Raw genomic sequence first — 18,020 nt, forward strand, 5'->3', positions numbered from 1 at the left:
TTCTCCCAGTTGTGGAGGGTTGAGTAGTGAATGTTTGCTCCGAAGAATTTTCTGCCGTAGTGCTGGGCGTCTCTGAGGGGTAGGTTGTAGTATTGTTTAAAGAGGAGTATTGCCAGTATTGTTTTTACTGGAAATTTTTTGGATTTTGGCAGGTTCTTCAGCTTTCCTTCTGATTCGAAGTCTGCTAAAACGTCAAGAATTGCGAATGCCACGCTTTCAGGGTCTTTGAGTCTGTGATCCCATCTGGGGATCACGACAACCACCCGAAAGAATTCAGCAAAAACCCTAATAAAGGTTACTATAAACACGCCCGAAAAGTGTTAAAAGTTTTTAAACTCTCTTTTCTCACCTTTTTCCTGGTGAAGTTAATGTGGCGTGAGAAGCTTAGGCAGGGTTTTCTCGAAAACGACAAGCTCATGATTGAGCTCAGCATAGGGGGAGAATGTGGGGAATGGTTCCCAAGTTTAGCTCTATACGATAAGGAAAACGACACTTGGTATTATTTTGACAATGACATTCCTCCCGGGGCTACCGAAGAGGAGGCATTAAAAAACGCGATTGAGTTTTTTGAAAAACTGATTATTGGGCTGGAAAAGCCCAAAATAAAGGCTTCACCCTTAAAAGAAGCCCCTGAAGAGATATATGAAAAGCTAAAGCAGTTTTTGGAGGAGCTCAAACGTGAAGATACGGGTTAGGCTCTATGGCGAGCTTGCCCTAAAACATGGTGCAGAGATTGAACTGGAAGTCAGAGACGGAGCTACTGTTGCTGATGTTCTCAATACTCTGAGAATAAGCGCTTCGGAGCATCATTTAATCCTCAACGAAAGAAAAGTCTCAAAAAACCATCCACTAAGCGATGGGGATACATTGAAAGTCCTTCCCGTGGTTTATGGGGGTTAGCTTTCCCCGAGTCCAACATCCTCTCCAAAAGTGAGCGTCAGGTAGAGCTCTATCATCCCTTTCTTGATGTTCTCCAGAATCTTCTCCTCCAGCGTCTCAGCTTCCTCCGGGGAAAGACATCTATCCTCTTCCAAAACCTTGATTTTAAAGCTTTGTCTATCAAATACGATCGTTCTTTTCTCCACTATAAGAGGAACATACCTTATTCTAATCCCATAAAGCTCTTCAGCATAACCCGCTTTTCGGTTTATGTCCTCTAGATACGGTTTCAGCTTTTCCATCAAACCACCGCAACTCTTAATACTCTCCTTGACTTTAAACTTTTAGGGTGACATAATGTACCAGAAGTTTGGATATCACTTTCATGCTTACCAGCCCGGGGATGTTATATACATACACGATGGCTCGGGGTGGGATCCGATAAAATACTCCGAACGATTGAGCCCCGTGTCTCTGAAGATAAGGGACGTAGAGGTAAAGTCCAGAAACTGGACAAGAACCGTTATCAAAGCCTATGAATACACGAGCGACGCTTTAGGCTCTCTAAAATCCGGGTCTGTGAGCGTTGATTTTGAGCCGTTCACTCTCTACATGATTCTAAGATACAAACCAAAGATATATGGGGAAATAGTCGATCTGCTCATGAACAAGGTAGAGCCAGTTGTGACAACACCCTTTCACCCAATAGTGCCCCATCTCAGCACCTTTGAACAGGAAATCCTTGCGAGAATCTCCTTCGACTTCTACGAGCCCTTTATCAAAGATAGAGATGTCGTTGGTTACTGGCTTCCAGAGAACGTTATAACGAGAGAAGCAGCTAAAATCGTTGCCGAATCCACGCAGAAGGAAATACTATTCCTTTTGGACGAACGGCAGTTTGTGGGTCTTCACCTCCCCCAAGCGAAGTTCTCCTGCAACACCTACAAATGTGATGATAAAACAGCGTATGTCTTTGGACGGGATCACCAGCTAAGTGATGCTTTTGCCTTCAACACACTGGACGTTGACGGTCTTGTGAGGGCCGTTGTGGAAGGAAGAGTGGATGTCTTCAAAGAGAATGCAGGGATTCCATATTTGGTTTACCTTGCAAGCGACCTTGAGGCCTTGCTGAGCAACCCACAGCAGCTGGACAAGTTCCTCGGCTGGGTCGCAAGACTTGAGGAAAAAGGGGTTGAAGCGATAAATGCGGTGGAGTTCATTAGAAAGAAGAAGCGGGAAGAATTCAAAAAGCTTGAGGGAGAATGCACAGAGAACTTCAGAATCAATGTCAAGGACTATTCAAGCTGGAGCGACTATTATGACCTAAGCATAGATGGAAGGACGAGCGACATGAGATGGCTTGGTATGAGAAGAGAAGACGGTAAAGTCATTAACCGTCTTTATAAAGGAAATAAGGTTTCACAGCTCTGGAAATATGCCTTCACAAAGCTTTTCAGAGAGCTCAACAGGAGCATACGATTTGGTGTTGTTGACTTAATCCGCAAGTATCTTCCAGAGGCGGAGATCGATGCTATAAAAGAATTCCTGGTTAGATATGCGAGGATATTCTTCAGGGAGCACTATGAATACTTCGAGATGGACACAACGGTTGAGTACGTTATGGGACCCATTAAAGACCTCGACCCAACGCTGGCCTTAAGATTGGGAAGGATATACTATATAATGCTGCTCGCCAACCACTCCTGCCCGCGCTTCTGGGAGAACATCGACACGAGAGTAACTTTTGGAAACGTCTCCGCAATCAGCAAAGCTTTGATAGAGCTTATGAAAGTTTATATCGAAGAGAACATGCACGAGAGGGCAAACTACATTCTCCTCGAATATATGAAGCTCCTTGCATTCCCGCAGCTTTACTATGATTACGAGCTTTTCAAGATGCCCGGGCTTGAAGGGTGGGAGACGAGTGAACAAGCGTGGTTTGAGAGCTTAAAGAGTGAAGTTCCAAACTGTGATTACAACGTGGTAACGAGGGCTGCTCTCTTCGTTGGGAAGGAAGACCTCCCAGAAGATATCAAAAGTGCAATAGAAGTTCTCTACGATTTGAGAAAAGCTGTTGCAGATACTGGACACATCCCCGGAGAAATGCACGGAAACTGGGAAAACAGGGAATGGTGCGAGCATAGGGCTAAACTTTAGCCCTTTATGTTCCATTTTTCTTTGCTGAGGAAGAGGTAAGCTTCTTCCTCAAGCTCCGGAGGGACGAGATTTATTAAAATCTCCGCATTTTTTATTGGCTCCCTTAGATTTCTGCCAAGAGCGACTTGATTTTTGGCGAGAAGCTCTTCGATAACGTCCACTATGCTTTCCTTAACCCTTTTCTCCGAGTACAGCTGCTTTCCCCGTATCCAGACCTTCTGGTTCTTTGCATAAAAGTCGAGTGCCCTCTCGCTCAAGAGTTCCGGGCCGGGTTTTAAGATTACCCTAGGCCTTTCTACTCTATCGACTTCAAGCATAATGAACGCCTTCTCAGCGTATCCCCAGTTTGAGTCAAAAACCTCAAAGCCTTCTCTCCGCAGGCTCTTTTCAAGCCCCTTTGCGCTTCTCTCAAGCTGAGGAAGGAGAACATCGTCCACAAGCTCAGGCTTCGGGAAGAGAAGGGTAACAAGGTTTGTACCCTTTTCTCTGATCAGGGATTTGTAATCTTCAGCTTTTGCTCTTGATGGGAAGAAAAACTCAATTCTGGGGCTTTCTATGAACTCCATGGCTTTAAAATAAAACACTCCAAACTTTTCCCAGCTAAGAGCGGAGGCAACGTTTCTTCTCGGGTCAACGGGATCTATGACGACTAGCGGCCTTTCCTTTTCCCTTTCCACAGTTTTGTAAGCTATCTCCGGTTCTTTCTTTAGCCAGCCTTCAAGGTCTATTATCTTGCTCTTTCCCAGGAATTCGACGTTTTCAAGAAGGTTCATGAAGGAGTCGTACTTTATTATCAAAAGCTCCGTTAAATAGCCGGAGAAGCCTCTAACGTAAACTTCACTGCCGTAGGCGTTTATCCCCTTCAAGAACTTTTTGAGAAGTCTCACCTCATCGTTTTTCCCGTTTAAGTGACTTATCACCCACTCTGTGTGGAGCAGTGACCTGTCAACTGCCGTCTTTACTTCTCTCCAGCTTTTCACATTGTAGCAGGGAACGATGTCAACTTCAAAGCCCCTGTAGAGGGCTCTCACGTATGGATGTTCGGCGTAGGCTATTTCATAGCTCCCAAGCCTCTTGCCAATGGCTTTTCCAAGTTCCAAACCTGCTTTCCTTAACTCCTCAAGAGGGACTTCGAGAGGAAACGCCAAGAAAAGATCAACATCGTGGTCTCCAGAGAGATAGGTGTCCTTCGCTATTGAGCCCACCAAACGAGGAGTAACGTCAAGCTTTCTTTTCTCTATCTCTTCCTCTGCAATATCAACTATTTCCTTCGTTACTGCATTTACTACAGCCCTTTCCTCTTCTGAGGGCTTTATCTTCTCTAGAACTTCTTTCAGGAGTTCCATCAATGCTTCACCTAATCCTGCAGCTCAAATCTTGCGATTGTCTCATAAATCGGGCCCTTTGGCGTTAGGGTGCTCTTCTTGAGCTCTATTGCGTTGACCTCAAACTCTCCAAAATCCTCGTTAGCGAGTTCTTTCAACGCCAGCATGAGCTCAACCTTGTCCTTCACAAACTTTACTCTTCCGATTGTTATGTGGGAAACAAAATCCTTTTCTCTCTTAAAACCAAGTTTGAAAAGTGCATCGTCTATCTCTTTTGCCATCCTCTTTATCTCTTCATCGTTCTCTAGTCCAGCCCAGATAACCCTGACATAATTGTAATTCGGGAACACCCCTATGCCCTTAACTCTTACGATGTGCTTCCTGTGCTTTTTGGCTATCTGCTCCAGGAGTTTTTTAATATCCTCTGCTTGTTCCTCCGTTATTTCACCCAAAAATTTTAGAGTAAGGTGAAGGTTTTCCGGCTCAACGTATTTGATTTTTGCGGATTTTGTTTTTTCTATTTTTTCCTGAGCTCCTACGAGCTTTTGTCTTACTTTATCGTTAACATCAATCGCTATGAAGGCCCTCATTCCCTAACCACCACTGGGAATTCTTCCCAGGGGAAAACTATCCACTTGTCTGTTCTGAAAACGTAGAAGTCTGGAACAACTGAAGTCCAGGGTTTCATAGCCAAACAGGCCACCTTAATGTCCTTGGCGCCCCTGTTTTTTACTTCCTCAATAACGACTTGGAGAGTCTTTCCGGTATCGCTGACGTCGTCTACTATTACAACCTTCTTTCCTTCGAGGTCTCCATGGAGGGGGATTGTTATCACAGGCTTTTCTCCTCTCTCTCCTATGTCCTTGTAGAACTTTACGTCGATTACCTTGAACTCCACATCTCCGAGGATGTGGCTAAGCCTTACTGCTGGAATAAGGCCTCCCCTTGAGATTCCAACGATGACGTCGGGTTTGTATTCTCTTAAGCTGTCAGCAAGTGAGAAGATTGCCCTATCAACCTGCCACCATGTGAGATAAACTTTGTCCATTCTCTCACCCTCCCCTTTGATATATGGTAAAGTAGAAGGGTGAGAGTTTAAAAACCCAGCGTTTTCGAGATGTCGGGGGTTCAGGTAAGGGGAGAATATCACTTCGTCATTCATATTTCATAACTGGTGAGAAGGTAGAGGATGTCAGGAGTCTTTTTGGAACAGGCCGTGGTTTGGGTTAAGGTGCCTTACATTTCAGCATTTCAACTCTTTTAAAGTCTTATTGGAACAAGAAGACATCGACAACCAAATCCAAAACATCAAGGAACTTTCAATTCTTCTAAAGTCTTATTGGAACTACGCTCCCTCAAAAGCGATATTCATAACTTTTGAAACTTTCAATTCTTCTAAAGTCTTATTGGAACTCATAAATAGTGTTTTCATAAATCTCAATTGAGCTCTTTCAATTCTTCTAAAGTCTTATTGGAACACGCACCATACAGTGCTGAAAGCCCTGTATAAGTTGCCTGTCTTTCAATTCTTCTAAAGTCTTATTAGAACTCTATTACATCTTTAAAGACTGGTTCACCACCACGGAACTTTCAATTCTTCTAAAGTCTTATTGGAACAAGAAAACTTGGGCTTTGGGCAATTATAGACCTCAGGACTTTCAATTCTTCTAAAGTCTTATTGGAACCACCACCGCGCCAACCGGCCGGCAGTTGCGGAAGATTTTGCTTTCAATTCTTCTAAAGTCTTATTGGAACGAATTTTCCCGCTTGAGTGAGAAAGTCCCTGCTATTGCTTTCAATTCTTCTAAAGTCTTATTGGAACTATTCTTGTTTTGTGAAATCGTTTAATTTCAAACTTTCAATTCTTCTAAAGTCTTATTGGAACATAAAACGTTCTCTATACAACGTTAAAATCTCTGTTTCTTTCAATTCTTCTAAAGTCTTATTGGAACGCAATACCGGTGGTTTTGGAGACAGCGTATAAGGAACTTTCAATTCTTCTAAAGTCTTATTGGAACAACATGTCGCTTATAGTAAACGCCATTTCCTCCTCCCTCCTCTTTCAATTCTTCTAAAGTCTTATTGGAACTATGCCGCTGTGTTCAATTATGATGTTCTCCACTGTTACTTTCAATTCTTCTAAAGTCTTATTGGAACAGTATGTGGTTTATTTCTACCTTGAGCCCGGAGAAGGGCTTTCAATTCTTCTAAAGTCTTATTGGAACAGCAATATCGTCCATATTCCCTTAAACAAGACGTTAAGCTTTCAATTCTTCTAAAGTCTTATTGGAACCAGATTTAAGTAATTTGGCAGAGGGGGACATTAAGACACTTTCAATTCTTCTAAAGTCTTATTGGAACTCGCTTTGTGATATTTTTCAGCTGCTCTGTCCAGCTTTCTTTCAATTCTTCTAAAGTCTTATTGGAACTGCCCCGCACCGGGGCAGGAGGTAGGAAAAAATGTTCTTTCAATTCTTCTAAAGTCTTATTGGAACTTGACAGGGGAGCAGTGGAGTTTCTCAAGGACGTAACCTTTCAATTCTTCTAAAGTCTTATTGGAACCAAAAGACTTGGGCCGTTTTAAATGTTGTGTCATCGAGCTTTCAATTCTTCTAAAGTCTTATTGGAACTATACCCACAGCCGAGTTTTTACTAGCCGAAATCTTCTTTCAATTCTTCTAAAGTCTTATTGGAACTAGGTAATTGTTACATCTTCTTTTTGAACACTTGTTGCCTTTCAATTCTTCTAAAGTCTTATTGGAACCTAATTATTAACGGGGATGTTTACACTCCTGTAAGTGACTTTCAATTCTTCTAAAGTCTTATTGGAACGCAGGAAACAGCAAGTTCGAGAAGCTTAAAGATGTGCCTTTCAATTCTTCTAAAGTCTTATTGGAACATATCAATGAAATAAACGGCGCTAAGGTGCACGTAGCTTTCAATTCTTCTAAAGTCTTATTGGAACATACGCAATGGTGGTGGTAATAATTATCTTGGCGTTTCCTTTCAATTCTTCTAAAGTCTTATTGGAACTGGGTCGTTGTAGATTGCTTGGATTTCCTCATCACTTACTTTCAATTCTTCTAAAGTCTTATTGGAACAGCAAAAGCGTCCTTATCAGAACCAGCAAAAAAATACTTTCAATTCTTCTAAAGTCTTATTGGAACGTGGAGAGAGCGACGAAAGGATAGTAGTATTTATGAACCTTTCAATTCTTCTAAAGTCTTATTGGAACTTCAGCAAAGCGGCGAAGGAGATTAAAGAAGCTTTAGGCTTTCAATTCTTCTAAAGTCTTATTGGAACAATTGACCAGTCCAGCTTGACTAGTTTTACGCCGTGATCTTTCAATTCTTCTAAAGTCTTATTGGAACATGGTCTACCATGGGTCTCTGAACCTACGTCAATGTACTTTCAATTCTTCTAAAGTCTTATTGGAACACTTATTGCAGTAGGGGGCACTATCAGCATGAAGTTTCCTTTCAATTCTTCTAAAGTCTTATTGGAACAGTTACAGCGTTTGTATTTGAGGTTGGCTTTACAACACTTGTCTTTCAATTCTTCTAAAGTCTTATTGGAACCTGAAAGAGCTGCTAAAGAGGTGAGGAAGATGACTACTTTCAATTCTTCTAAAGTCTTATTGGAACCTGAGGAGTAGGGAGGACTTTGATAATGAGCTTAGGGCTCTTTCAATTCTTCTAAAGTCTTATTGGAACATGATAGTGGTGAAGAGGCGCAAGTGGGGAAAGCACTATCTTTCAATTCTTCTAAAGTCTTATTGGAACACAAAGACGTCTGTATACTTCCTCGCTATAACACTCTTTCAATTCTTCTAAAGTCTTATTGGAACTGTAGCTGAGTATTGTTACATTCACGTATTGGTGCTTCTTTCAATTCTTCTAAAGTCTTATTGGAACCTGTCAAGGAAGTGATTGCGATACTTGACTTTTATGAACTTTCAATTCTTCTAAAGTCTTATTGGAACCAGGTTGGCTAGGTATGAGGTTTATTTGAGAAAGTCCTTTCAATTCTTCTAAAGTCTTATTGGAACGATGGGAGTTTTCAAGTTGGCATTAAAGCCAACTGCAGACTTTCAATTCTTCTAAAGTCTTATTGGAACTTGATCTTGTCGTACTTTAGTGTTACTTCTTTCCCTATCTCCTTTCAATTCTTCTAAAGTCTTATTGGAACGTATTTTGAGCCGTCTGGGAGTGGAGTGTCTAAAACGTCTGCTTTCAATTCTTCTAAAGTCTTATTGGAACCAATCCACTTAAGATACTCGAAAAAGCCCCCTACCGAGCTTTCAATTCTTCTAAAGTCTTATTGGAACCTAAGCGGTGGAGATGCGATTAAAGTAAAACCAGTAGTTCTTTCAATTCTTCTAAAGTCTTATTGGAACCGACTATATTTAGCTTCTGGAGCCTCATTGCTATTGACTTTCAATTCTTCTAAAGTCTTATTGGAACTGGACTAGGGGGCTTGTTGCGTTCCTAGCTATTGCTTCACTTGTGATCTTTCAATTCTTCTAAAGTCTTATTGGAACCTCCAATGCACATTTTAATACATTGTTCAAGGAGGTCCTTTCGAACTTTCAATTCTTCTAAAGTCTTATTGGAACAAATCTTAATCGGGATACTGAGAGGCTTAACAACAATCTTTCAATTCTTCTAAAGTCTTATTGGAACAGGTTCAAGAGCTGAAGAATACCGCTCGGGATATTCCTTTCAATTCTTCTAAAGTCTTATTGGAACGTGCTATTCTCTCAATAACTCCGTTACGTGGCAAATCTACTTTCAATTCTTCTAAAGTCTTATTGGAACCCTTTCTTGTACCAGAGGACAGACAGCACGTTAAGGCACTTTCAATTCTTCTAAAGTCTTATTGGAACTAAGTTTGGCTGGCTGGACTGGGAGCTTGAGGTCGAGACTTTCAATTCTTCTAAAGTCTTATTGGAACCTGGCCACGCTTCCACATGTTTACACATTTCTTAAACTCTTTCAATTCTTCTAAAGTCTTATTGGAACCCAATTTAGAGCCATTTAAGGACGTCTTTCCAAACTCATATTCTTTCAATTCTTCTAAAGTCTTATTGGAACCGGCGGAAAAGTTTTTTGAAAACGCTTTTAAACCCATTATCCACCCCAGTGGGAAGCCAATATCTTTCAATTCTTCTAAAGTCTTATTGGAACTTGGAATAACTGTAGTTTCAAGGAAAACAAGACGCCTCATAGCTTCTTTCAATTCTTCTAAAGTCTTATTGGAACATCTCCTTACCTGGTCTTCTTGAACTAGTACAATAACTTTCAATTCTTCTAAAGTCTTATTGGAACTTCAAGACTCCAAAGTAAACGCTACGGCGATAAGAACACTTTCAATTCTTCTAAAGTCTTATTGGAACAGGGATGAATTTTCCTTTAAATCCCCTACAAAGTAATTAGAGAGCTTGAAATTTATAAGCTTTTCCACAAAGGGTCAATAAAACAGCCATAAGAAGGCTCAAATCCAAGCCACTAGAAAAGACTTTAAAGCACTCACTCGCCTGAACTTACCACTTTTCTTTCATGCACAAAAATGTTCACGAGACTTCCAGAGACAAAACAAAAGCCTAAACCAAAAACAAGTCCATAAAAAAGCATTAAATCCAAAAAGGTTAAATTTCCACGAGGAGAGGATATCAGAGAAGCCCTAAAAAGACCCTGTTCAAAATTCCGAAAAAATTTCGTTACAAAAACCTCAAAATTTTGTAACTCTTTGTCTGATAGTAACTTTTAGTTACTAAAGACTTCCAGAGCAACCTTAGAGCCTTAACATCAAAACTGGCCCACCAGAAGAAAGAAAACCCAAAAAAGGAAAAGCTAAACGTGATACAAAGAATCTTCGGCTATTCACTCACGTAGTAGTACTCCCCTATTTCCTTCTGCTCCCTGTCTTTGACACTTCCTTCTTTGTTTGCCCTTGGCCTTCCGGTGTCCGGGTCTCTCCTAAAGGTTATGCCTACATTAGCTAAGAATCTGTTCATTCCTTCTCTCATGCCCATAGGTGGCAGAGCCTTACCGTATTTACCCGGCTCGCCCTCGAACACCATTATGCGGTCGCTTATGTAGTCAATCATAAGAACATCGTGCTCAACTACAAGCGCGGTCTTCTCGTTCTTCTCCATCAGGTGCCTTATGGCCCTCGAGACTGCCAGCCTTTGTTCAACGTCGAGATAAGCGGAGGGCTCGTCAAGGAGGTATAAATCGGCATCTCTTAGCAAACAGGCTGCTATTGCTACTCTCTGCAGCTCACCACCGCTTAGGTCATTTACAGCTCTATCGTAGAGGTCTGGGATTCCCAGAGGATTGAGAAGCTCGGTTTTGTAAAAGTTGCTCATGAGCTTTGCAGCGTCAATTTTACTTAAGAGCTCATAAACTGTCCCTTCATAGTCGGCTTTTATATACTGGGGCTTGTAGCTTACTTTGAGCTCCCATTCTACTTTCCCTTCCGTTGGTTCTTCAACTCCAGCCAGCATTTTCACAAAGGTTGTTTTACCTATACCGTTGGGCCCTACTATGCTCACGACTTCTCCCCTATACAGCGTTCCTTCCTCTGCTTCTAGTCTAAAGCCTCCGTAGTCCTTGACGAGCTTCGGATACTCCACAAGGACCTCTCCCGCCTGGCTCTGCCTTTCGCTGAGCTTTGTGAATCTTATCTGGTAGGGCCTGAATCTTACGTTCTCTTCTGGGAGATACCCCTCCAGAAAAGCGTTTATGCCCACTCTGGTTCCTTTGGGCATTGAGAATATACCATATGCTCCCGGCTTACCGTAGACTATGTGTATGATGTCACTCAAATAGTCAAGAACAGCCAGATCGTGCTCAACGACCATAACGGATTTTCCTTCCTCTGCGAGTTTTCTAATTGCCCTTGCAACTTTAAGCCTCTGCCTTATGTCGAGGTATGATGAGGGCTCGTCGAAGAAGTAGAAGTCCGCATCTCTTGCGATAGCTGCCGCTATTGCCACCCTTTGCAATTCACCACCACTCAACTGCTGAATCTCTCTATCAAGGATATTTGAAAGCTCAAGCTCTTCAACGAGCTTGTCCAGTACCCCTTTTTCATCTGCCTTCTGAAGGAGGTCTCTCACTTTCCCTTTAACAACCTTGGGGATTAGGTCAACGTACTGGGGTTTGACTACCTTCTTTATGTTGCCCTCTTTGAGCTTTTCAAAGTAGTTCTGGAGCTCATTTCCTCTGAAAGCCCTTATGACGTTATCCCAGCTGTCGTTGGAACCGCAAAGGTTGGGAATCATTTCTCCCGCAAGGATTCTAACGGCAGTTGTCTTACCAGTACCGTTTGGACCCAAGATACCTACTACCATGCCCTCTTTTAGCACCGGCAACCTGTAGAGAGCAAAACCGTTAATCCCATATCTGTGCACACATCCTTCCTTCAGCTCTTCCGGGAGGTTAACTATCGTTATAGCATTGAAGGGACATTTATGGACACATATTCCACATCCGGTACAGCTGGCTTCTTGTATCACCGGTTTGTAGTTGTCTTCGTCGATGATTATAGCTTCTCCACCCATTCTATTCACTGGACAAACTCTCTCACAAAGGAAATGACCGCACTTGTCAGGATTACACTTGTCGTAATCGATGACCGCGATCCTCATGAGCCTCACCGCAATACCCTTTTTGAAAGGTCTTTAAAAAGTTGTTGAAACCAGCCTCTATATTTTTTGAACTGCCCATTTTTGACCAATATCTCCTTGTAGTTTGAGCATTCTATTAATTATTGGTGATGTAGTGATGTTTAGTTTCGAAGGTTTGAGAAGGTTTTGGGAGAATGAGAGAAAACCTGAAGTTCAGAGAGAATACGCGAGATACGAGGCAGTGAACTTCCAGAGAAGACTCCTTTGATAACAGGATTAGGATAATGCACATATGAATAAATCCAGAGACTCATTCTGGATTGCTCTTCTATTTTTATTTTATCCTTGCACCCCAAAAACTTGCCTCTCACAATGGCCAACGGCAGTACAAATAGAAAAACACTTTAACCCTCGTGCAGAAGTTGGTCATGATGGAGATTTTTAAAGATCTTGAGAGTGAGGTTGTAACCCTTAAAGAATTCAGACCCAAGAGGGGTAGATATGGTTATTTTGAGTTCAAAAATCCCGAAGTGAACAAGTTAGTTGAAAAAATGGGATTTAAGCTCTATAAGCATCAGGTAGATGCCCTAAAAGCCCTCTACTTGAGGAAAAACATCGTGGTAACGACTCCAACTGCCTCCGGCAAAAGCGAAATTTTTAGACTGGCGATATTTGACAACTATCTTTCAAACCCTCAGGACACGTATCTGCTCGTTTATCCAACAAGGGCATTGATAAATAACCAGTATGAAAAGTTCAGCGTTGAGAACTTCCACTTTTTTCAGATTACGGGAAAGACTGTTAGCGCGAGGATTCTGACTGGAGATGTGGAGTGGAGTGAGAGGAGAAACCTCATCAGGGAAAAGCCGAGGGTCGTTTTCACAACCCCGGATATGCTGCACTACAACATCTTACGAAACAAAAAGGATTATGACTGGCTTTTGAAGAACGTGAGATACCTCGTGGTGGATGAGCTCCACATTTACAGGGGAGTCTTTGGAACTAATGCCGCTTATGTTTTTAAAAGGCTCCTGAAGGCGCTGGAGAGGTATGGGAGAAAACCGCAGATAATAGCCCTCTCAGCAACACTGAGGAATCCAAAAGAGTTCGCGGAAACCTTCTTTGGAAAGCCCTTTGAAGCTATCACAACGTCCACGAATCCCTTCCCAAAACGGTATCTCGTCATGTTCGAGCCAAGAAGGTTAAATGAGATGCAGCTTTTAAGGGCAATCGTCGAAAAGCTAGCTGAGAACGGCATTAAAACTCTTGTTTTCTTTGATTCAAGAAAAGGGACTGAGAAGCTCATGAGGTTCCTTTTAACATCTCCGGCTGTGTACAAGACTACGACCTATAAAGGCACCCTCCCAAAGAACATCAGATGGGAAATCGAGAGGGATTTTAAAGAAGGAAAACTTCTCGTGCTTTTGACGACAAACGCTCTGGAGCTCGGCATTGACATAGGGGATCTCGACGCTGTTGTAAACTATGGAATACCTCCCGACGGCCTGTTCTCCCTTATCCAGCGCTTCGGAAGGGCAGGAAGAAAAAGAGAGAGGGAAGCTATAAATGCCATTGTTTTGAGGAAAAACGGTCTCGACTATTATTACAAGGAGCACGTGGACGAGCTGGTGGAAAAGCTCGAAAAAGGAATAATTGAGTACATGCCCATAAACCTCAAAAACCGGCTCGTTGTGAAGAAACACCTCCACTATCTTTTGAGTGAGCTCAAGATTCTTGACTGGGACGAGCTGAACGAGTTTGAGAAACAGCTTGCTATGGAGCTCGTGAATGAGAAAAAAGCAAAGCTCTACGACAATCCAATTACGGGTAAAAGGGAAATCCGCATCTTGCAGCCGGCATTTACTTACTCCTCTATAAGAGCGGCAAGTGATGAGAGCTATTTCCTCCTTCTCGACGAGCCATGGATAAGGTACAAACTTTTGGAAAAGTCCAGCGTAAGAGACTTAATCCGATTTATAAACTGGCTCAAGCTTAAGGGATATGTAATAGAGGAAGTAGATAAGTCCGAATACTACCGCTCCCTTTTACCAGGGATGGCGTATTTCTCGAGGGGAGAGCTTTATATTGCAAAAGACAAGCTCAGTCTTGGAAAGTTCGACTTTATCTTCGCCTCTCCACTCAACAAGTTCTGGGAAGTTGATACGTTCCCGTCAAAGAGAGAAGAAGTAGAGGTTCTTAAGATCTACGACAAAAAGGAGTACAAAGGGGTAGAGATCTATATCGGCCGGCTGAGGGTTAGGCACCACTACTGGGGGTTTGCCGTCAAAGGAAAAGATACGCCTCAGTATCTTCAAGAACTGTTGAAGCTCAAGGAAGAGGGAATTCTGAAAGGGGAGATTTACTCTCCAATGCTGGAGCTCAAAGAGAGTGCTGAGGTTGATGAGGAGTGGAGCATTCTTAACTGGGAAAAGTTTGCGAAGGTTGAGTTTGATGAGCCTTTAATGTGGGAGTTTGAAACTGACGGTATCTGGCTTGTGTTTACCGAGAGTATTAGGGAGATTGCAAACGAGGAGTTTAGGGAGTTCTTCAGGATTGCTGTGGAAAAGGGTTATGAAGATATTGCCTTTAGTCTTTACGAGCGCTTGGACAGGAGGTCTCTTTTCCCCGAACTTTTGGGTGCAACGAGTCACTACCTAAGAAACTACATCAGAGAGAGCCTAAAGAATTCAAAGATTGGAGATGAGATGCTTGCCTTTGCAGTAAAGAAAATGGTGGACAGTAAAGATGGAATCGGAAGCGGACTCCATGCAATAGAGCACAACATGATTAAAATCGCCCCAATTTTCACTTATGTAGACAGCAGGGAGCTCGGTGGATACAGTTACGAAAGCTTTCCAAATCCCCCCTTTGTGGGCAAGCCCATAGTGTTCATATACGATGGAAACGAAGGTGGCTTCGGACTGGCAGAGATTCTCTATGACAACGCCGAGAAGCTCATGGAGAAGAGCCTTGAACAGATGAAGAAGTGTAAGTGCGAAGACGGCTGTCCTTTGTGTGTCTACTCACCAAAGTGCGGCACTTTCAACGAGTTCCTCGACAAATGGCAGGCAATAAAGATTTGGGAAAAACTCCTCAGCGGAGATAGTACTGAATAAGCTTTCTCAGTTCCAAATTTCGCTCAATCTTTTTTCCTAAAAAGCGCTTTAACTGGGAGTTTTCTGCGAGAAGGGCGTTGAGCTCGATTGCTAAGAGCTTGTTGTCTTCGCTGACCCCATAGGCTTTGTACCTCAGCGGCGCCCACTCCTTTTCCAGCTTTGCCACTTTTTTCTCAAGTTCCCTAACTTCGTTTTCAAGAACCTCTACATTGCCTTTTGGCTCTCTGAAGCTTTTGGAAATGATTATCTCAAGAATTCTTTTCTCATCCACAGCATAGCGCTCGCTGAGCCTGTTTATTTCTTCTACAAGCTTATCCGGGAGCTCAACTTCAATTTTTCCGAGGCCTTTTTTAGGCCTTATTATCAATTTCACGCCTTCTCTCCTCCAGCTCTTTTTTAAGCTCTTCGTTTTCCCTTCTCAGCTTTTCCCTAACGCTTGTCATCAGCTCTTTATCCCTCAAAGCCTTTTCATAAAAAGCCCTAAGGTCTTCCAACTCATCTTCGATTTCCCTCAGCTTTTCTTCAAGCCTCGCCTTTTTCTCGATGAGAAACGCCTCCCTCTCAGCCTGCAGAGTTTTCTCGACTTTGGAAAGGTTTTTTTCTATAAGCTCCAGGAGATCTAGTTTTTTCAGCTCTTTAAACTTTTTTCCTTCCACCTTTATTTCTACTGGCATTTTTCATCATCTCGGTCTTTCTGTCATAACAGAGAATATAAAACGCGAGCAGGGACTTCCATTTTCCATACGGCTCGATGATTTCCCTGACGTCTTTCTCCTTTACCTCTTTGGGATTCAGGTTAAATATCTTTGCTATTCCCCTTCTCAGTCCCAAATCTCCAGCGGGATACGTGTTTTTCCCGAGACCATAGGCCAAGAAAAGCTCGGCACTCCATTTCCCGATACCCCTGAATTTCGTGAGGTATTTTATGGCTTCTTCCTCACTTAGCTCCTCAAGGTCTAACCGCAAATTTCCCTTGACGTGTTCTTCCGTGAGAGATTTTATGTAAGCCCCTCTATAGCCGAGCTTGGTCTCTTTGAGCTCTTCGTCACTTAAGTTTAAGATGTCCTCGGGCTTTGGGAATACGTAGAGGTCTTCGATCTTCTTCCCCGCGAGCTTCACGAGGCTGTTAATTGTTCTCATGGCAAATTCAAAACTCACCTGCTGCTGGGCTATTACCTCTACGAGGGCTTGATATTTGCTCGGCGCCCTCGGGATAGTTAACCCATAAAACTCCTCAATTAAGAACGAAAATTTTGAGTCTCCTATCTCTGAGTAAAACTTCTCGAGGTCAGTGTCCAGGCCTAGAACGAATTCAAGCTTCTTTTTGGCACCTTTTCGTTCTTTTTCTGAGAAATGCTCCGGAAAATAGAAGTTCTCTCCGTCAAAACCCACTATACCATTATCTAATGCCTGTTTGAATATTCCGTTTTCGAACTTCCAGGTACCGTTTTTTATCATCTCGTGGGCTACCTTCTTGAGGTCGATCACTTTAACCATCTGTCCAGCTTAACAGGGTTTTCCTTTATATCTTTTAGCGTTGAGACATAGAGCCTCTTCCCATCTGAGGAGCGGTGGATTTCAAGTTCTCCTACCTCTTCCAGAAAACGCATGATTTCCTTAACGTCTTTCTCCCTTATTCCAAAGTTTTCTCTTAAGAAATCCCAGTAAGGCTCAGCATTGGAGTATTTGGCCACCTGTCTAATTAAACTCCACGCGGCCTTGATTTTTTCATTCCCCTTAGACAGCTTGAACTTCTTTATCTCTTCCTTCATGCTCTCCCATAGGATTTTTGGGTTCCATTCTTATTAACTTTTCTTGAGAAAACTTAATTAAGTTGGAGAACAATATCTACACAAGGTGGTGGTTATGAGAAAAATCATTTTTATCTCTCTGCTTCTGCTCATATTCTTGGGCCCAGCGCTAGCTGAAGCAAAAACCGTTTACGTTGCTCAAATAAAAGGTGAGATAACTCCCTACACATACGATCAGTTCGACAGGTACATAAGCGAGGCTGAGAAGGCAAATGCAAAGGCAATAATAATTCTTCTTGACACTCCCGGCGGTAGAGCGGACGCGATGCAAAACATAATAGAGAGAATAAAATCTGCCGATGTTCCCGTTATAACCTACGTTTATCCACCTGGAGCTATGGCGGCCTCCGCTGGAACATATATTGCCTTGGGTTCACATTTAATAGCCATGGCACCCGGAACAAGCATCGGTGCGTGCAGACCTATTTTAGGCTATTCCCAAAATGGAAGCATTATAGAGGCTCCTCCAAAGGTCGTTAACTTTTACATCTCCTACATAAAGAGCCTTGCAAAGGCCAGTGGAAGAAATGAAACAATAGCAGAAAAGTTCATAACGGAGGATTTGGCCATAGATCCCGAAGAAGCCCTAAAGTATGGAGTTATTGAGGTTATTGCAAACGATGTAAATGAGCTCTTGGAAAAAGCAGATGGTATGAAAACCAAGGTCCCCGTAAGGGGCGAGTACGTTACTTTAGATCTTAAAGGGGCTGAAGTTAGATATCTAGAACCGAGTTTAAAGGATAGGGTGATAACATACATCACCGACCCAGCAGTTGCCTACGTTCTCTTAACACTCGGCATATGGGCTCTTGTTTTAGGCTTCCTGAGTCCAGGGTGGCACGTTCCAGAAACGGCTGGAGCAATAATGATTGTCCTGGCTATAATAGGCCTCGGGTACTTCGGCTACAGGAGTGCGGGTTTGCTGCTGATAATCCTTGCGGTGATATTCTTTATAGCAGAAGCCCTAACGCCTACTTTCGGTCTCTTTACAGTTGCTGGCTTTATAACGTTTGTTTTGGGCAGGGGCGTGTTTAGTTTCACCCCCTGTTATTTAAACAGTATTTGACTCTGAGGAGGATTTTCAGACCATAACACATTA

The 18,020-nt window shown here is 42.6% G+C and carries 14 protein-coding genes, 1 pseudogene and 1 CRISPR repeat array; of the genes and pseudogenes, 5 read left to right on the top strand and 10 right to left on the bottom strand.

Annotated features, from left to right (window positions below):
* Nucleotides 1-308 (bottom strand): hypothetical protein (locus GBV73_RS07115; RefSeq protein WP_152878962.1); only part of this gene is annotated, 308 nt, incomplete at its 3' end.
* Nucleotides 309-368: 60 nt separating this feature from the next.
* Here GBV73_RS07115 and GBV73_RS07120 point away from each other — a divergent pair.
* Complete coding sequence (locus GBV73_RS07120; protein WP_042701774.1) at nucleotides 369-695, top strand: hypothetical protein; 327 nt, start codon at nucleotides 369-371, stop codon at nucleotides 693-695.
* Nucleotides 679-900 carry a MoaD/ThiS family protein gene (locus tag GBV73_RS07125; RefSeq protein WP_042701777.1) on the top strand — a complete coding sequence of 74 codons (222 nt, stop codon included), beginning with the start codon at nucleotides 679-681 and terminating at the stop codon, nucleotides 898-900. Before GBV73_RS07120 ends, GBV73_RS07125 begins: the two co-directional genes overlap by 17 nt.
* Here the strand turns inward: GBV73_RS07125 and GBV73_RS07130 are convergent.
* Nucleotides 897-1,181, bottom strand: coding sequence for a hypothetical protein (locus GBV73_RS07130; RefSeq protein WP_042701779.1), 285 nt, complete (start codon nucleotides 1,179-1,181; stop codon nucleotides 897-899). The two genes, GBV73_RS07125 and GBV73_RS07130, sit on opposite strands and share 4 nt — an antisense overlap.
* Before the next feature lie 55 nt (nucleotides 1,182-1,236).
* Here GBV73_RS07130 and GBV73_RS07135 point away from each other — a divergent pair, with 55 nt between their 5' ends.
* Nucleotides 1,237-3,036, top strand: coding sequence for a glycoside hydrolase (locus GBV73_RS07135; protein WP_042701781.1), 1,800 nt, complete (start codon nucleotides 1,237-1,239; stop codon nucleotides 3,034-3,036).
* On the opposite strand, the gene cca is transcribed toward GBV73_RS07135, so the two are convergent.
* The 4 genes from cca to GBV73_RS07155 form a co-directional block, all read right to left on the bottom strand.
* Nucleotides 3,033-4,382, bottom strand: coding sequence for a CCA tRNA nucleotidyltransferase (gene cca, locus GBV73_RS07140; protein WP_152880372.1), 1,350 nt, complete (start codon nucleotides 4,380-4,382; stop codon nucleotides 3,033-3,035). The genes GBV73_RS07135 and cca overlap by 4 nt on opposite strands.
* An 11-nt stretch (nucleotides 4,383-4,393) precedes the next feature.
* Nucleotides 4,394-4,951, bottom strand: coding sequence for an RNA 2',3'-cyclic phosphodiesterase (gene thpR, locus GBV73_RS07145; protein ID WP_152880374.1), 558 nt, complete (start codon nucleotides 4,949-4,951; stop codon nucleotides 4,394-4,396).
* The gene (locus GBV73_RS07150) at nucleotides 4,948-5,409 is read right to left on the bottom strand and encodes a phosphoribosyltransferase (RefSeq protein WP_152880376.1); all 462 of its coding nucleotides are present in this window, start codon (nucleotides 5,407-5,409) and stop codon (nucleotides 4,948-4,950) included. The genes thpR and GBV73_RS07150 overlap by 4 nt, the downstream gene beginning before the upstream one ends.
* Before the next feature lie 200 nt (nucleotides 5,410-5,609).
* Nucleotides 5,610-9,756: direct repeats of the CRISPR family, unit length 30 nt; unit sequence CTTTCAATTCTTCTAAAGTCTTATTGGAAC.
* Between the two features lie 483 nt (nucleotides 9,757-10,239).
* A complete protein-coding gene (locus tag GBV73_RS07155; protein ID WP_152880382.1) occupies nucleotides 10,240-12,015 on the bottom strand; it encodes a ribosome biogenesis/translation initiation ATPase RLI in 1,776 nt (591 codons plus the stop codon).
* 407 nt (nucleotides 12,016-12,422) lie between these two features.
* Between GBV73_RS07155 and GBV73_RS07160 the strand changes: the two genes are divergently transcribed.
* Complete coding sequence (locus GBV73_RS07160; protein ID WP_152880384.1) at nucleotides 12,423-15,110, top strand: DEAD/DEAH box helicase; 2,688 nt, start codon at nucleotides 12,423-12,425, stop codon at nucleotides 15,108-15,110.
* On the opposite strand, the gene GBV73_RS07165 is transcribed toward GBV73_RS07160, so the two are convergent.
* Genes GBV73_RS07165 through GBV73_RS07180 form a run of 4 tightly spaced genes read right to left on the bottom strand, consistent with a single transcriptional unit; the run spans nucleotide 15,088 to nucleotide 16,882 of the window.
* Nucleotides 15,088-15,483 (bottom strand): hypothetical protein, encoded by a 396-nt coding sequence (locus tag GBV73_RS07165; protein WP_371717056.1) that lies wholly within the window; start codon nucleotides 15,481-15,483, stop codon nucleotides 15,088-15,090. The genes GBV73_RS07160 and GBV73_RS07165 overlap by 23 nt on opposite strands.
* The gene (locus GBV73_RS07170) at nucleotides 15,461-15,784 is read right to left on the bottom strand and encodes a hypothetical protein (RefSeq protein ID WP_152880378.1); all 324 of its coding nucleotides are present in this window, start codon (nucleotides 15,782-15,784) and stop codon (nucleotides 15,461-15,463) included. Before GBV73_RS07170 ends, GBV73_RS07165 begins: the two co-directional genes overlap by 23 nt.
* A complete protein-coding gene (locus GBV73_RS07175) occupies nucleotides 15,747-16,607 on the bottom strand; it encodes a DNA-3-methyladenine glycosylase (protein WP_152880380.1) in 861 nt (286 codons plus the stop codon). Before GBV73_RS07175 ends, GBV73_RS07170 begins: the two co-directional genes overlap by 38 nt.
* On the bottom strand, nucleotides 16,595-16,882 hold the full coding sequence (locus tag GBV73_RS07180; RefSeq protein WP_042701801.1) for a hypothetical protein: 288 nt from the start codon (nucleotides 16,880-16,882) through the stop codon (nucleotides 16,595-16,597). The genes GBV73_RS07175 and GBV73_RS07180 overlap by 13 nt, the downstream gene beginning before the upstream one ends.
* A 94-nt stretch (nucleotides 16,883-16,976) precedes the next feature.
* Here GBV73_RS07180 and GBV73_RS07185 point away from each other — a divergent pair.
* A pseudogene (locus GBV73_RS07185) lies at nucleotides 16,977-17,960 on the top strand (nodulation protein NfeD); the annotation flags it as partial.
* Between the last annotated feature and the right edge of the window lie 60 nt (nucleotides 17,961-18,020).

The sequence above is a fragment of the Thermococcus sp. 101 C5 genome, from assembly GCF_009372125.1.
Taxonomy (GTDB): domain Archaea; phylum Methanobacteriota_B; class Thermococci; order Thermococcales; family Thermococcaceae; genus Thermococcus_A; species Thermococcus_A bergensis.